Origin of the sequence: Hydrogenophaga sp., assembly GCF_051860785.1 — a bacterium.
Lineage (GTDB): Bacteria > Pseudomonadota > Gammaproteobacteria > Burkholderiales > Burkholderiaceae_C > Hydrogenophaga.
Genome location: NZ_JBIMLB010000001.1, coordinates 25,549 through 40,806, shown reverse-complemented (window position 1 = coordinate 40,806; position 15,258 = coordinate 25,549). Strand labels below are relative to the sequence as shown.

Below are 15,258 nucleotides of genomic sequence, written 5' to 3'. Positions count from 1 at the left end.
TCCGAAAGGGGTAACATGGCGCCTTCATTGACGTTTACGTAAACGTCAATCGAACCTGATGCACCCGCTCCCCACAACCGACCGACGCCCATGCCCAGCTTGAACGACGTCCATCTGCCCTTTCCCCGTGCGGCCCTGCTCGCGGGCAAGGGCAGCGCATGGCAGGCGTGGCAAGTGCCACACGGCAAGGCCAAGGGGGTTTCGCTCAAGGCCTTCAAGACCAACGCCAAGCCGTTCTCCAGTGGCACCAAGTCCCGGGACCAGGAAACCGTGGGTCAGCTCGCCGAGGAACTCGACGTACTGCAGAACCTGTTCTACGCGGACCGTCGCTTCAAGCTGCTGGTGGTGCTGCAAGGCACCGACACCTCGGGCAAGGACGGCACGGTGCGCGGCGTGTTCTCGCGCACCAGCCCTTTGGGCGTGCACACCGTGGGCTGGAAGGCGCCCACCGAGATCGAGCGCGATCACGACTACCTCTGGCGCATCCACCAGAAGATGCCCGGTGCCGGCGAGATGACGGTGTTCAACCGCAGCCACTACGAGGACGTGCTGGTGCCCACGGTGAACGGCTGGATCACGCCCGAGCAGACGCAGCAGCGCTACGAGCACATCAAGGATTTCGAGCGCCTGCTGGCCGAGACCGGCACCGTCATCCTCAAGTTCATGTTGCACATCGGCAAGGACGAGCAACGGCAGCGGCTGCAGGAGCGCGTGGACGACCCCACCAAGCACTGGAAATTCAGCCTGGGCGACCTGGAGGTGCGCAAGCAGTGGGACGACTACCAGGCGGCCTACGAATCCCTGCTCAACGCCACCAGCACGCCATGGGCCCCCTGGACCATCGTGCCTGCCGACTCCAAGACGCACCGCAACCTGATGATCGCCACCGTGGTGCGCGACACACTCAAGGCATTGAAACTGCGCTATCCCCCCGAAGACCCGGCGCTGAACGGGCTTCGCATTGATTGAGAGACCACATGAGCAACCTCGCCGCCGAATTCCAGGCCCTGGCCAATTACCGCCCCACGCACAAGGTGCGTTTCGTCACCGCTGCGAGCCTGTTCGACGGGCACGACGCCGCCATCAACATCATGCGCCGCATCCTGCAAGGCATGGGTGCGGAGGTGATCCACCTGGGACACAACCGCTCGGTGGATGAGGTGGTGACCGCCGCACTGCAGGAAGACGCGCAGGGTATCGCGATCAGCTCCTACCAGGGCGGCCACGTGGAGTACTTCAAGTACATGGTCGATCTGCTCAAGAGCCGCGGCGGCGAACACATCCAGGTGTTCGGCGGCGGCGGCGGCGTGATCGTGCCGGCCGAAATCCGTGAGCTGCAGGACTACGGCGTGACGCGCATCTACAGCCCGGAAGACGGCCAGAAGATGGGCCTGGCCGGGATGATCGGCGAGATGGTGATGCGCTGCGACCAGGACCTCAGCCCCTACGCGCCCAAGGCACTGGCCGCCATCGAGGGCCAGGGCGAGATGAACTGGCGCGCGCTGGCGCAGCTCATCACCGTGCTCGAGAACGGCAGCGCGGACGCGGCGCTGGTGTCGGCCCTGCGCGAACAGGCCAAAACGAAGAAGGTGCCGGTGCTCGGCATCACCGGCACGGGTGGCGCGGGCAAGTCATCCCTCACCGATGAACTCATCCGCCGCCTGCGGCTGGACCAGGACGACCGGCTGCGCGTGGCGGTGATCTCCATCGATCCGTCGCGCCGCAAGAGCGGTGGCGCGCTGCTGGGCGACCGCATCCGAATGAATGCGATCAACCCCTGGCGCGAAGGACAGCGGGTCTACATGCGCAGCCTGGCCACGCGCGACTTCGGCAGCGAGATCAGCGCCGCCCTGCCCGACGTGATCGCGGCCTGCAAATGCGCCGGCTTCGACCTGATCGTGGTGGAAACCTCCGGCATCGGCCAGGGCGATGCGGCCATCGTGCCGCACGTGGACGTGCCCATGTACGTCATGACGCCCGAGTTCGGCGCGGCCAGCCAGCTCGAGAAGATCGACATGCTCGACTTCGCGGCCTTCGTCGCCATCAACAAGTTCGACCGCAAGGGCGCGCTCGACGCCCTGCGCGATGTGGCCAAGCAGGTGCAGCGCAACCAGGAAGCCTGGAGCACCCCGCCCGACCAGATGCCGGTGTTCGGCACCATGGCCGCACGCTTCAACGACGACGGCGTGACCGCGCTCTACCAGGCCCTCAAGCTCAAGCTGGGTGAACTCGGCCTGCCGCTGCAGGAAGGCCGCCTGCCCACCGTGAAGGTGCGCCACAGCACCAACCAGACGCCCATCGTGCCGCCCGCGCGCACGCGCTACCTGGCCGAGATCAGCGACACGGTGCGCGGCTACAAGCAGAAAGCCGTCGAGCAGGCGCGCCTCGCGCGCGAGATCCAGCAGCTCACCGAAACCGCGCGCATGCTGCGGGTGGAGAAGCCCGAACGCGCGCGCGCCGCCGAAGCGGTGATCGACCTCGCCCAGGTGCGCGAGCTCGACCAGGACCCCGCCGCGCGCAAGCTGCTCGCCCAGTGGCCCGACATGCAGAAGGCCTACGCGGGCGACGAGTACGTGGTGAAGATCCGCGACAAGGAAATCCGCACCGCGCTGACCACGAAGAGCCTCTCGGGCACGGTCATCCGCAAGGTGGCCCTGCCCAAGTACGAAGACCATGGCGAGATCCTGAAATGGCTGATGCTGGACAACGTGCCGGGCAGCTTCCCGTACACCGCCGGCACCTTCGCCTTCAAGCGCGAGGGCGAAGACCCCACCCGCATGTTCGCGGGCGAAGGCGACGCCTTCCGCACCAACCGCCGCTTCAAGCTGCTCTCCGAAGGCATGGCGGCCAAGCGCCTGTCCACCGCATTCGACTCGGTCACGCTCTACGGCAACGACCCCGACCCGCGCCCGGACATCTACGGCAAGGTCGGCAACTCCGGAGTGTCCATCGCCACGCTGGACGACATGAAGGTGCTCTACGGTGGCTTCGACCTCTGCCACCCGGCGACCTCCGTCTCCATGACGATCAACGGCCCGGCGCCCAGCATCCTCGCGATGTTCATGAACACCGCGATCGACCAGAACCTGGAGAAGTTCAAGGCCGAGAACGGCCGCGAGCCCACCGACACCGAGGCCGCCAAGATCCGCGAATGGGTGCTGGCCAACGTGCGCGGCACGGTGCAGGCCGACATCCTGAAGGAAGACCAGGGACAGAACACCTGCATCTTCAGCACCGAGTTCTCACTGAAGGTGATGGGCGACATCGCCGAGTACTTCGTGCACCACGACGTGCGCAACTTCTACTCGGTGTCCATCAGCGGGTACCACATTGCAGAAGCAGGCGCCAACCCGATCAGCCAGCTCGCGTTCACGCTCTCCAACGGCTTCACCTTCGTGGAGGCGTACCTGGCGCGCGGCATGCACATCGACGACTTCGCGCCCAACCTGAGTTTCTTCTTCAGCAACGGCATGGACCCGGAGTACACCGTGCTCGGCCGCGTGGCACGCCGCATCTGGTCGGTCGCACTGCGCGACCGCTACGGCGCGAACGAACGCAGCCAGAAGCTGAAATACCACGTACAGACCAGCGGCCGTTCGCTGCACGCGCAGGAGATCCAGTTCAACGACATCCGCACCACGTTGCAGGCGCTGATCGCCATCTACGACAACTGCAACAGCCTGCACACGAACGCGTTCGACGAAGCCATCACCACGCCCACCGAAGACTCCGTGCGCCGGGCCATGGCGATCCAGCTCATCATCAACCGCGAGTGGGGCCTGGCGAAAAACGAGAACCCCAACCAGGGCGCATTCATCATCGACGAGCTCACCGAGCTGGTGGAAGAGGCCGTGCTGCAGGAGTTCGAGAAGATCGCCGAACGCGGTGGCGTGCTGGGCGCGATGGAAACCGGCTACCAGCGCGGCAAGATCCAGGACGAGTCCATGCACTACGAGATGCTCAAGCACACGGGCGAATACCCGATCGTGGGCGTGAACACCTTCCGCAACCCGCATGGCGATCCCACGCCCGAGACGCTGGAGCTCGCGCGCTCGACCGACGACGAGAAGCAGAACCAGTTGCAGCGGCTGGCCGATTTCCACGCCCGCCACGCCGCCGAATCGCCGGCCATGCTGCAGCGCCTGCGCCAGGCCGTGATCGAGAACGGCAACGTGTTCGAGGTGCTGATGGACGCCGTGCGCGTGTGCTCGCTCGGCCAGATCACCAGCGCCCTTTTCGAGGTCGGCGGGCAGTACCGGCGCAATATGTAGGGCCTGTTCAGGCCGGCTGCGTCAGCGGCAGGTTGAGCAGCAGGTTCTGCGGCTTGAGCTTGAGCAACCCGCCGGCCGTCATCGCCAGGCCCAGGTACACCGGCTTGCCGCGCACGTCGGCCTGCATGTGTTGCGGGTCGACGAACGTCAGGCGAAACAGGCTGATAAGCCGCTGCTGACGCTCCGGCTCCACTTCGTGACCGAGGTAAAGGTCGTTGAGCAGCGCGCTCGATTCCGCGTCCAGCCCCAGGTGCCAGCGCCACGACGGGTCTTCGACCCGCGCTTCGGGCTGGATCTTCACCGCCACCCCGTGGAAGTGCCGCACCCACAGTTCCAGCACGGCGGCCAGGGCCTTGAGCCCGGAGCGTGCGCGGGTCATGGTGAGCGTGAGGCCGTGCGGCAACTCGTTCTGGACTTCATGGGTGAGGTCCAGAACGAAGTTGAAACGTCCGGCCCCTTGGCGGCTGCGCAGGTAGCGCTCAGCGCTGTCTTCACCCAGCACCTCGATCTGCGTCTGCGGCAGGGCAGCCCCCCCCTGCAGCAGCAGACGGCCCACCTCGCCCAGCCCGCCGGTCTCGTTGAGCATGTCCAGCACCTCGCTGTCGCCGCTGAGCACCCGCCCGTCCTGAACGCTCACGCGCTGGCGCCGGAACAGCAGTTCGGCCGCGCGCCAGCGCCAGGGGTCAGTCTCGTTGGCCAGCAGGTGAGCCACCATGGCCTGCACCATGAGATCCAGGAACAGCGGCGGCACCTGGATCGCGCCCTCCCGGAAGAAACCGGCATACGCCGCCTCCAGCGAGCCGGCACCGATGACCGCGTCGCGCCATCCCAGGAACAGGCGGTGGTTGGCGCGGACATCCTCATCCGCCATCGCATCCACCTCATGTGCCGGCACCGCCCGATCGGGCTCCCGCATCAAGCTGGCGTGCAGCGCCTTTTCGGCGTCGCAGGATTCCTCGACCAGCGCCAGTTCAGGCCTCGACAACCAGAACCGCCAGTAGTCGGCGGTGGGCACGAGCCAGCCACGGGCGTTGCGAACGAGATGATCGTGGCCGCAGGAGGACCAGAAAACGGATGGATCGGACATGGTCGGATTGTCGTTCACACCCCCGAGGTGCCCGTGTTCCACCACAATGGCGCCATGCAACAAGACATCAGCCTCATCGGTGTGCCCACCGACATCGGCGCTGGCGCTCGCGGCGCTTCCATGGGCCCCGAGGCCTTGCGCGTGGCCAACTTGGCCAGCGTGCTCGAAGGCCAGGGCTTGCGCGTGGTCGACCGGGGCAACCTCGCCGGACCCTCCAACCCCTGGCAACCCCCCACCGAGGGTTACCGGCACCTGGAAGAGGTGGTCGCATGGAACGAGAACCTGCATGAGGCGGTGCACGCCGAACTGGTGCTGGGCCGCTTGCCCATCGTGCTGGGCGGAGACCATTGCCTGGGCCTGGGCTCCATCAGCGCCGTGGCGCGGCACTGCCGCGCATCGGGCAAGAACCTGCGCGTGCTCTGGCTCGACGCCCACGCCGACTTCAACACCGCCGACCTCACCCCCAGCGGCAACATCCATGGCATGCCGGTGGCGCTGCTCTGCGGCTACGGCCCGGCGCGCCTGACCGGCATCGGAGGTCACACGCCCGCCATCGAAGCCAGCCAGGTGCGGCAGATCGGCATCCGCAGCGTGGACGCAGGCGAGAAGCGCCTGGTGCATCAGGCCGGGCTGGAGGTGTTCGACATGCGCTACATCGACGAGATGGGCATGCGCCACACCATGCAGCAGGCCCTCCAGGAGGTGGATGAGAACACCCACCTGCACGTGAGCTTCGATGTGGACTTCCTCGACCCCGAGATCGCACCCGGCGTGGGCACCACCGTGCTCGGCGGCCCGACCTACCGGGAAGCGCAGCTCTGCATGGAGATGATCGCCGACACGGGTCGGCTGGCCTCACTGGACGTGATGGAGCTCAACCCCGCGCTGGACGTCCGCAACCGAACCGCCGAACTGGCCGTCGACCTGATCGAAAGTCTGTTTGGAAAATCCACTCTGATGAGGAAGTGATCCCGCCCTCATCATGTCTGCGGCCTTCTCGGCCATCATGATCACCGGCGCATTCGTATTGCCGCCGACCACCTCGGGCATCACCGACGCATCCACCACCCGCAGGCCCGCCACGCCGTGGACGCGCAGGCTTGCGTCCACCACATCCATCGGCCCAGGGCCCATGCGGCAGGTGCCCACCGGGTGGTAGATGGTGTCGGCGTGGTTGCGAATGAACTGCTCGATCTGTGCATCGCTCTGTGCCTGGGCGGACGAGGCCGACTCGGTGCCGCCGTGACGCGCGAGCGCAGGTTGCTGCAGCAGGCTGCGCATGAGCTTGAAGCCGCGCAGCAGGCGCGCCATGTCGTCCGGGTCCTGCAGGAACGCGGGGTCGATGAGTGGCGCAGCCTGGGGATCGGCACTGGAAAGGCGCAGCGTGCCGCGGCTCCTCGGGCGCAACAGGCACACATGGCAGGAGTAGCCATGCCCGAACACCGTCTTGCGACCGTGGTCCACCAGCTTGCCCACCACGAAGTGCAGTTGCAGATCGGGAATGGGTTCGTCTGCAGAGCTCTTGATGAAGCCGCCGGCCTCGGCGAAGTTGGTGGTGAGCATGCCGCTGCGCTGGCGCCGCCACTCGAAGATGCCGCGCACCATGCGCGCCACGCCGCCGAGCGAAAGGCCGAACAGGTCCGTCGCCTTCGGCGCGTTGACCACCAGCACCACGTCGACGTGGTCGTGCAGGTTCTGGCCCACGCCCGGCAGATCGCGCACCGGGCGAATGCCGTGCTCGGCCAGGTGATCGGCCGAGCCGATGCCCGAGAGCATGAGCAACTGGGGTGAACCGAAGGCACCGGCGCTCAGCACCACCTCGCCGCCTTCGCGCAGCCGCAGGATCTGCAGCGGACCACGCCCACCGTTGCCCCGGTACTCCACGCCCACCGCACGCGGAGGGTTTTCTTCTTCGTCCATCACCACGCGGGTGGTGAGGGCGTTGGTGATGACCTGGAGGTTGCTTCGCCCGAGGTTCGGCGTGAGGTAGGCCTTGGCCGCGCTGTAGCGCTCGCCGTTCTTGTGCGTGACCTGGTAGACACCCACACCCTCTTGCTGCGGGCCATTGAAGTCGGTGTTGTGCGGATAGCCGGCCTGCACGCCTGCTTCGACGAACGAGGGCAGGAAGGCATTGGGGCTTCGCAGGTCCATCACGTTGAGAGGGCCCCCCTGGCCATGCAATGCATCGGCGCCGCGCTCGTTGTGCTCCGCGCGCTTGAAATACGGCAGCACGTCGGCAAACGACCAGCCGGGGTTGCCCTGTGCGGCCCAGCGGTCGTAATCGCTGGCGTGGCCGCGCGCGTAGATCATGGCATTGATGGAGCTGGAGCCACCCAGCACCTTGCCGCGCGGCTGGTAGCCGCGCCGGCCATTCAGGCCGGGTTGCGGCACCGTGCCATAGCCCCAGCCGTTGAGCTCGAATCGGGCCATGGCGGCCAGGCCGGCAGGGCAGTGAATGAGCACGCTGCGGTCGCTCGGGCCGGCTTCGATGAGGGCAACGCGAACCGCCGGGTCTTCGCTCAGGCGGGAGGCCAGCACGCAGCCGGCAGATCCGCCGCCGACGATGATGTAGTCGAACATGGGTGTCTCCGAGTGGGCCGCGCGCCCAAGCGGGTGCGCGACAATCTGTGGGGCAAGTTAGCACAGGCGGAATGCCGCCAGTAGGCAGTCCCGCCTAGGAAAGACACCCCGGTGACGCCGGGAAAACCCCAAACACAACCCGCATTCAATCTCAGGAGTTGGCATTCATGAACACGATCCAGACCGTCGGCATCATCGGCTCGGGCACCATGGGCAATGGCATCGCGCAGGCCTGCGCCACCCGGGGCATCCGCGTCGTGATGGTCGACATCGCTCAGGCCGCCGTTGACAAGGGCCTGGCCACCGTGGCCGGCAGCCTGGACCGGCTGATCAAGAAAGAGAAGATCAGCATCGCCGACAAGGACGCCGCACTCGCGCTCATCCAGGGTTCGACGAACTACGACGACCTCAAGGGCGCGCAACTCGTCATCGAGGCCGCCACCGAGAACGAAGGCCTGAAGGTCAAGATCCTGCAGCAGCTCGACAACCTGCTCGCGCCGGAGGTGATCGTGGCGACCAACACCAGCTCGATCAGCATCACCAAGCTGGCCGCGGCCACGCAGCGGCCCGACCGCTTCATCGGCATGCACTTCTTCAACCCGGTGCCCATGATGGCGCTGGTGGAGATCATCCGTGGCCTGCAGACCAGCGACGCCACGCACGACACCGTGAAGGCGCTGGCCGAGGCGCTGGGCAAGTCGCCCATCACGGTGAAGAACGCGCCCGGCTTCGTGGTCAACCGCATCCTGGTGCCGATGATCAACGAGGCCTTCTTCGTGCTGGCCGAAGGCATCGCTAGCGCTGAGGACATCGACGCCGGCATGAAGCTCGGCACCAACCAGCCCATCGGCCCGCTGGCCCTGGCCGACATGATCGGGCTCGATGTGTGCCTGGCGGTGATGAACGTCTACATGGCCGAGTTCAATGACAGCAAGTACCGCCCCGCCCCGCTGCTGAAGGAAATGGTGGCTGCGGGCTGGCTCGGCCGCAAGACCGGCCGGGGCGTTTACACGTATTGAGCCTGTGCCAGCAACGGCATTGATGCGGACGTAACATCGGCCCTCGATCTCCAAGGACCCATCCGCATGAGCGCTTCTTTCGACTTCGACCTTTTCGTCATCGGTGGTGGCAGCGGTGGCGTGCGTGCCGCACGCATAGCCGCACAGCGTGGTGCGCGCGTGGCGCTGGCCGAGGTGCTGGGCAACGACGGCCTGGGTGGCACCTGCGTGAACGTGGGTTGCATCCCGAAGAAGCTGTACAGCTTTGCGGCGCACTACGGCGAGGCCTTCGGGGAGTCGCACGGCTTCGGATGGGAAGGCGACAGGCCCACGTTCAACTGGGCCACGCTCAAGGCCAACCGCGCGCGCGAGATCACTCGCCTCAACGGCATCTACGGCAACCTGCTGCGCGGCTCGGGCGTAACGGTGTTCGAGGCCTTCGCGCGCGTCACCGGTGCGCACGGCATCGCACTGTCCACCCTGAATGCGGACGGCTCGCCCGGCCACCAGGAGTTCACCGCGAAACACATCCTGATCGCCACCGGGGGCACGCCGCACGTGCCTCACTTCGTCGGGCGCGAGCACGTCATCACCTCCAACGAGATCTTCGACCTGGAACCCTTTCCGCAACGCCTGGTGGTGGTGGGTGGCGGCTACATCGCCAGCGAGTTTGCTTCCATCTTCAACGGCCTGGGATCGAAGGTCACGCAGCTCTACCGCGGTGATCAGATCCTGCGTGGCTTCGACGACGAGATCCGCCATTTCGTGGCGGCCGAGATGGTCAAGGCTGGTGTGGACCTGCACCTCAATGCCGGGGTGGTGGACATCCGCCAGACCGACCAAGGCCTGCGTGTGGAATGCGAGGGCGGCGCGCGGGTGATGGCCGATGCCGTCCTGTACGCCACCGGCCGCGTGCCCAACGTGGCCGACCTGGGGCTGGATGCCGTGGGCGTGGCCCTGGGCGCCAAAGGTGAGGTCATCGTCAACGAGCACTACCAGACCAACGTGCCTTCGATCTTCGCCCTGGGCGACGTCACCAACCGCCTGCAGCTCACGCCCGTTGCGCTGGGCGAGGCCATGGTGGTGGTGGACCAGCTCTTCGGCCCCGCCGCCGGCAAGGCGCCCCGCAGCATGGCCTACGAATTCGTGCCCACCGCCGTGTTCACGCACCCTTCCATCGGCACAGTGGGCTACAGCGAAGAGAAGGCGCGCGAGAAGTTTGGCGAGGTGACCATCTTTCGCAGCGAGTTCAAGGCGCTCAAGCACACGCTGTCGGGCAGCACCGAGCGCACGCTGATGAAGCTGGTGGTGGACACGAAGAGCGACCGTGTGGTGGGCCTGCACATGGTGGGCGCCGAAGCCGGCGAGATCGTGCAGGGTTTCGCTGTGGCCCTGAAGGCGGGAGCCACCAAGGCGGTGTTCGACAGCACGATCGGCATTCACCCGACGGCCGCGGAAGAGTTCGTCACGATGAGGGAACCCCGAGCAGCGCCACAATAGCGCCATGCACAAGACGCCCGACTTCACCGCCCCCCTCGTCTTCACCGATCCCGCCGAGGCCCTGGCCCAGGTGCAGCGGATCTATCAGGACAACGTGGAATTCCTGCGCCAGGCCATGCGCGAGTACGTGGGCGGCGGCGATTTCTCCAGCACCCATGTGCGCGCCTGCTACCCCTACGTGCGCCTGCACACGCACACCAACACACGCCGGGGCGCTGCGCCTGACAGCCCGGCCATCAAGAAGCTGAGCTACGGCTTTGTGGCCGGTCCCGGCCGCTTCGAGACCACGCTCACCCGCCCCGACCTGTACGGCGACTATTACCTGCAGCAATTCAGCCTGCTGCTGGCCAACCATGGCGGCGAACTGGAAGTGGGTACCAGCACCCAGCCCATCCCCATCCACTTCTCGTTCGCCGAGCACGACCACGTGGAAGGCGCCATGGACGTGGCGCGCCGCGCCCTCATGCGCGATGTGTTCGACCTGCCCGACCTCACCGCCATGGACGACGGCATTGCCAACGGTACGCACGTGCCCAAGGCGGGCGAAGCGCATCCGCTGTCGCTGTTCACCGCGCCGCGCGTGGACTACTCGCTGCAGCGCCTGCGCCACTACACCGGCACGGCGCCCGAATGGTTCCAGAACTTCGTCATGTTCACGAACTACCAGTTCTACATCGACGAGTTCATCAAGCTGGGTCACGCCGAGATGGCCAACCCCGAGAGCGAGTACGTCGCCTTCGTGGAGCCCGGCAACGTGGTGATGCGCCGCACCGGCCTGGCCGCCGAGCCCATCGACGCGCTGGGCCACGCACCACCGCGCCTGCCGCAGATGCCGGCCTACCACCTCATGCGCCCCGACCGCAGCGGCATCACCATGGTCAACATCGGCGTGGGCCCGGCCAACGCCAAGACCATCACCGATCACATCGCCGTGCTGCGCCCACACGCCTGGCTCATGCTCGGCCACTGCGCCGGCCTGCGCACCGCGCAGCAACTGGGCGACTACGTGCTGGCCCACGCCTACGTGCGCGAAGACCACGTGCTCGATGAAGAACTGCCGCTGTGGGTGCCGATCCCCGCGCTGGCCGAGATCCAGCTCGCGCTGGAAGGCGCCGTGGCCGACGTCACCGGCGTGCCACCGGCCGAGCTCAAGCGCATCATGCGCACCGGCACCGTGGCCAGCACCGATAACCGCAACTGGGAACTGCTGCCCGACAACATGCCGCAGCGCCGCTTCTCCCAATCGCGCGCGGTGGCGCTGGACATGGAAAGCGCCACCATCGCTGCCAACGGATTCCGCTTCCGCGTGCCCTACGGCACCCTGCTCTGCGTGAGCGACAAGCCCCTGCACGGCGAGATCAAGCTGCCCGGCATGGCCAACCACTTCTACCGCGAACGCGTGGACCAGCACCTGCGCATCGGCATCCGCGCCATCGACATCCTGCGCGAAGGCGGCACCGACCAGCTGCACAGCCGCAAGCTGCGCAGCTTTGCGGAAGTGGCGTTCCAGTAGACGCCGGCGAATCAGGTCAGCTTGACCGCACGCCCGATGTAAAGGATGGGACCCGTAGGCCGCCCGGTGGGCGAGCCGGCGTAGGGTTCCAGGGTGATCTCGAACAACTGGTTGGGCACCAGCGGGGGCAACTGATCGAGCTTGACTTCCAGTGGCTGGCCAGGCTGCACCAGGCCCAGCGACACCGGCGCGTTCCAGTCGTCGGCCTTGGTCCAGAACTGCAGCGAGCGCTGCTCGGGCACGGCCGTGGTGCCGAGCGGCACCAGGCGCAGCGTGTCGCGCCCGCTGGTCTGCACCACCCAGCCCGGGGCGGTGCCGTTGGGCGCGACCAGCACCACCATGTACTGCGGCGCAGCAGGCGCGAACAGGCGGGTGGACGGCAGCAGCACCGCCACCGAAGCGGCCACGAAACCGGTGGCCGCCACGGCACGCCAGAAATTGACGCTGCGCCACCAGTTTTGCCAGGCGCTGACGGGCGCGGCCTTTCGTGCAGGGGCTCGCGGCAGCGCGTTCTCGATGCGCGTCCACAGCGCCGCCGTCGGCTCCACCGGCTCCACCAGCGCGGTCAGCGGCAGCAGTCGCGATTCCCAGGCATCGACCGCGTGGCGCAGTAGGGCGTCGTTCGGCAACCGGCCCTGCACCTCACGGCGGCGCTGAGCCGAAAGCGTGCCCAGCACATAGGCCGAGGCCAGCGCGTCGATGTTGTCTTCAGGCGTGCTCATGCCAGGCACTCCCGCAGCGAGGCCAGGCCTCGGCGAATCCAGGCCTTCACCGAACCCAGCGGCGCGCCCAGGCGCTCGGCAATCTCGGGATGGGTGCAGCCGTCGAGGTAGGCGTAGAGCACGCAGTTGCGCTTGGGCGTGTCCAGGCGGGCCAGGCAGTCGTCGAGGCGGCCGAGGTCGGCGCGCAGTGCGAAGGCCTCGGCCATGTCGGGCGCAGCAGAAGGATCGGCTGCGTGGAGCGCCTCCATCTCGTCTTCGTCGGCGGACACGGTGCGCGAACCGGCACGCACCACATCGAGCGCGCGGTGGCGCACGATGCCGACCATCCAGCCCCGGCCCGCACCGCGGCTGGCGTCGAAGCTGGCGGCCCGGGTCCAGATGTTCATGAAAGCGTCGTGCAACACGTCTTCGGCGGTGGCGCGGTCGCGCACGATGCGCAAGGCCACGCCCAACAGGTAGCGGCCCTCGCGCTCGTAGAGGCGGCGCAGGGCCGCACGATCGCCCCGCGCACAGGCGGCCAGGGCGGCATCGTGATCGAACGGTTCGGAATCGGTGGGTGGCAAGGGCGTTCAGGCCAGCTGGGCGGAAGAAACGGGGCCCGGCGCGTTGCGGCGCCAGGCCCCGGTACTGCCGGCCATACTAGCCGAATACCGCTCAGGAAGCCTTGTAGAAGATGTAGTCGGCCTGGTATTGCACGATCTGCTTGGCGCCCACATTGGCGGCACCACAGGCCGTGGCCGGGGCGATGCCGCCCTTGGTGGCCACGCGCTGGGTGTAGGTCACGCCGCTCATGGCGCCCATGCCCATGGCCGGGTTGGCCTTCACGAGCTGCAGCGGGATGTTGGCTTCACCGGCGGGCGCCACGGCGACCTGCGTGGCAGTGAACTTGGAGCCGTCGTTCGCTTCCCAGGTGGCGGGCGGGCCGTAGTACTTGCCGACCTGCTTGCCGCTGCGGTCCATCAGCTTGGCATCGGGGCCACCGAACACCCATTCGAACTGACCAGGCATGTTGGCCTTGACCTTGCATTCGTAGGTGATCTGGCCGACGCCCACGGTTTCCATGGCCACGCGGTTGCCCGCAGGCACCTTCACGGCGTCGGGCAGGCCGGCCTGCGAAAACGCCATCGCCGGGGTGCCCGTGGTGGGGCTGCCCATCGAGGGGGTGTTCACAGCGGAACTGTTCATATTGGAGCCGCCCATATTGGAGGCACAGGCGGTCAGGGCGAGGGCCGCAGCAGCGGCCAGGGTAGATTTGACGATCATGGAATACTCCTCGATGGTGGGTTATGGGCAGCGGCGCAAAAACAGCGCCACTGCTTCCACTACGCACCAGGGAGGCGAATGGATGCAGCCGGATGGAAAAAAATTCGGCCGCCGCGTCAGGCCGTGCGCGGCCGCACCTTCGACGCGGCCAGCTTGGCCTGAACGCGCGCCTTCTCCACGTCGGCATCAAAGGCCAGGGCCACGCCCATGCGCCGTTTGGCGAAGCTCTCGGGCTTGCCGAACAGGCGGATCTCGGTCTGCGGCACGCGCAGCGCTTCGTCCACCCCTTCGAAGGCGATGCCCCGGGCTTCCACACCACCATAGATGACGGCGCTGGCGCCCGGACTCTTGAGCGCGGTGGAGACCGGCAGGCCCAGGATGGCGCGGGCGTGCAGCTCGAATTCGTTCTGCCACTGCGTGATCATGGTCACCATGCCGGTGTCGTGCGGGCGCGGACTCACCTCGCTGAACCACACCCGGTCGCCCTTGACGAACAGTTCCACGCCGAAGAGGCCCTGGCCGCCCAGGTCGTCGGTCACGGCCTTGGCGATGTCGCGCGACTTCTGCAGCGCGGCCGGCGTCATGGGGTGCGGCTGCCAGCTCTCCACATAGTCGCCACTCACCTGCACGTGGCCGATGGGATCGCAGAAATGCGTTTCCACGTTGCCGCTGGCGTCCAGCGCGCGCACGGTGAGCTGCGTGATCTCGTAGTCAAAGTCGATGAAGCCTTCCACGATGATGCGGCCCGGGCCGACGCGTCCGCCCGACATGGCGTAGTCCCAGGCGGTCTTCACATCGGCGGGACCATCGATCTTGCTCTGGCCCTTGCCACTGCTGCTCATCACCGGCTTGACGATGCAGGGGTAGCCGATGCCTCCGTCGATGGCCGCCTGAAGTTCCTCCAGCGAGTCGCAGAACTGGTAGGGGCTGGTCGGCAGCCCCAGCGTTTCAGCGGCCAGGCGGCGGATGCCTTCCCGGTCCATGGTCAGGCGGGCGGCGCGGGCCGTGGGAATGACGCGCACCACGCCAGCGGCCTCAAGTTCTTCCAGCGTGGGCGTGGCGATGGCTTCGATTTCAGGCACCACCAGGTGCGGGCGCTCAGCCTCGATCAACGCCTTCAGCTGCGCCGGGTCGCTCATGGTGATCGTGCGCGCGTGGTGCGCCACCTGTTGGCCCGGCGCGTGCTCGTAGCGGTCCACCGCGATGGTCTCCACGCCCAGGCGCTGAAGCGCGATCAGCACTTCCTTGCCGAGTTCGCCCGAGCCAAGCAGCATGACGCGGGTGGCGGAGGGAGAGAGCGGGGTTCCGAGCGTGGTCATGGGAT

General features: G+C 66.9%; 11 protein-coding genes and 1 pseudogene. 6 read left to right on the top strand and 6 right to left on the bottom strand.

Annotated elements, in window-relative coordinates:
- Positions 1-90 precede the first annotated feature (90 nt).
- The gene (locus ACTIF6_RS00185; RefSeq protein ID WP_439585979.1) at positions 91-969 is read left to right on the top strand and encodes a PPK2 family polyphosphate kinase; all 879 of its coding nucleotides are present in this window, start codon (positions 91-93) and stop codon (positions 967-969) included.
- An 8-nt stretch (positions 970-977) separates the two neighbouring features.
- Positions 978-4,271 (top strand): fused isobutyryl-CoA mutase/GTPase IcmF, encoded by a 3,294-nt coding sequence (gene icmF / locus ACTIF6_RS00180; protein WP_439585978.1) that lies wholly within the window; start codon positions 978-980, stop codon positions 4,269-4,271.
- A 7-nt stretch (positions 4,272-4,278) separates the two neighbouring features.
- On the opposite strand, the gene ACTIF6_RS00175 is transcribed toward icmF, so the two are convergent.
- Positions 4,279-5,358 carry a DUF6352 family protein gene (locus tag ACTIF6_RS00175; RefSeq protein WP_439585977.1) on the bottom strand — a complete coding sequence of 360 codons (1,080 nt, stop codon included), beginning with the start codon at positions 5,356-5,358 and terminating at the stop codon, positions 4,279-4,281.
- 54 nt (positions 5,359-5,412) lie between these two features.
- On the opposite strand from ACTIF6_RS00175, the gene rocF reads away from it, so the two are divergent.
- Complete coding sequence (gene rocF, locus ACTIF6_RS00170) at positions 5,413-6,327, top strand: arginase (protein ID WP_439585976.1); 915 nt, start codon at positions 5,413-5,415, stop codon at positions 6,325-6,327.
- On the opposite strand, the pseudogene ACTIF6_RS00165 reads toward rocF, so the two are convergent.
- A pseudogene (locus tag ACTIF6_RS00165) lies at positions 6,325-7,938 on the bottom strand (GMC family oxidoreductase); the annotation flags it as partial. The gene rocF and the pseudogene ACTIF6_RS00165 sit on opposite strands and share 3 nt — an antisense overlap.
- A gap of 167 nt (positions 7,939-8,105) precedes the next feature.
- Between ACTIF6_RS00165 and ACTIF6_RS00160 the strand changes: the two are divergent.
- The 3 genes from ACTIF6_RS00160 (at position 8,106) to ACTIF6_RS00150 (ending at position 11,949) form a co-directional block, all read left to right on the top strand.
- Positions 8,106-8,957 carry a 3-hydroxybutyryl-CoA dehydrogenase gene (locus tag ACTIF6_RS00160; protein ID WP_439585975.1) on the top strand — a complete coding sequence of 284 codons (852 nt, stop codon included), beginning with the start codon at positions 8,106-8,108 and terminating at the stop codon, positions 8,955-8,957.
- Positions 8,958-9,023: 66 nt separating this feature from the next.
- Complete coding sequence (gorA, locus tag ACTIF6_RS00155; RefSeq protein ID WP_439585974.1) at positions 9,024-10,436, top strand: glutathione-disulfide reductase; 1,413 nt, start codon at positions 9,024-9,026, stop codon at positions 10,434-10,436.
- Between the two features lie 4 nt (positions 10,437-10,440).
- The gene (locus ACTIF6_RS00150; RefSeq protein WP_439585973.1) at positions 10,441-11,949 is read left to right on the top strand and encodes an AMP nucleosidase; all 1,509 of its coding nucleotides are present in this window, start codon (positions 10,441-10,443) and stop codon (positions 11,947-11,949) included.
- 11 nt (positions 11,950-11,960) lie between these two features.
- Here ACTIF6_RS00150 and ACTIF6_RS00145 read toward each other — a convergent pair whose 3' ends face one another.
- The 4 genes from ACTIF6_RS00145 to purT form a co-directional block, all read right to left on the bottom strand.
- Positions 11,961-12,671, bottom strand: coding sequence for an anti-sigma factor (locus ACTIF6_RS00145; protein WP_439585972.1), 711 nt, complete (start codon positions 12,669-12,671; stop codon positions 11,961-11,963).
- A complete protein-coding gene (locus ACTIF6_RS00140; protein WP_439585971.1) occupies positions 12,668-13,234 on the bottom strand; it encodes a sigma-70 family RNA polymerase sigma factor in 567 nt (188 codons plus the stop codon). The genes ACTIF6_RS00145 and ACTIF6_RS00140 overlap by 4 nt, the downstream gene beginning before the upstream one ends.
- A 91-nt stretch (positions 13,235-13,325) precedes the next feature.
- On the bottom strand, positions 13,326-13,934 hold the full coding sequence (locus tag ACTIF6_RS00135; protein ID WP_439585970.1) for a DUF3455 domain-containing protein: 609 nt from the start codon (positions 13,932-13,934) through the stop codon (positions 13,326-13,328).
- Between the two features lie 116 nt (positions 13,935-14,050).
- Positions 14,051-15,253 (bottom strand): formate-dependent phosphoribosylglycinamide formyltransferase, encoded by a 1,203-nt coding sequence (gene purT, locus ACTIF6_RS00130; RefSeq protein WP_439585969.1) that lies wholly within the window; start codon positions 15,251-15,253, stop codon positions 14,051-14,053.
- Positions 15,254-15,258 lie beyond the last annotated feature (5 nt).

Bases quoted from the DNA above. Each gene is read 5' to 3' on its own strand.
- ACTIF6_RS00145 (WP_439585972.1), bottom strand. From the start codon at position 12,671: ATGAGCACGCCTGAAGACAACATCGACGCGCTGGCCTCGGCCTATGTG.
- ACTIF6_RS00175 (WP_439585977.1), bottom strand. From the start codon at position 5,358: ATGTCCGATCCATCCGTTTTCTGGTCCTCCTGCGGCCACGATCATCTC.
- ACTIF6_RS00135 (WP_439585970.1), bottom strand. From the start codon at position 13,934: ATGATCGTCAAATCTACCCTGGCCGCTGCTGCGGCCCTCGCCCTGACC.
- purT (WP_439585969.1), bottom strand. From the start codon at position 15,253: ATGACCACGCTCGGAACCCCGCTCTCTCCCTCCGCCACCCGCGTCATG.
- rocF (WP_439585976.1), top strand. From the start codon at position 5,413: ATGCAACAAGACATCAGCCTCATCGGTGTGCCCACCGACATCGGCGCT.
- icmF (WP_439585978.1), top strand. From the start codon at position 978: ATGAGCAACCTCGCCGCCGAATTCCAGGCCCTGGCCAATTACCGCCCC.
- gorA (WP_439585974.1), top strand. From the start codon at position 9,024: ATGAGCGCTTCTTTCGACTTCGACCTTTTCGTCATCGGTGGTGGCAGC.
- ACTIF6_RS00185 (WP_439585979.1), top strand. From the start codon at position 91: ATGCCCAGCTTGAACGACGTCCATCTGCCCTTTCCCCGTGCGGCCCTG.
- ACTIF6_RS00160 (WP_439585975.1), top strand. From the start codon at position 8,106: ATGAACACGATCCAGACCGTCGGCATCATCGGCTCGGGCACCATGGGC.
- ACTIF6_RS00150 (WP_439585973.1), top strand. From the start codon at position 10,441: ATGCACAAGACGCCCGACTTCACCGCCCCCCTCGTCTTCACCGATCCC.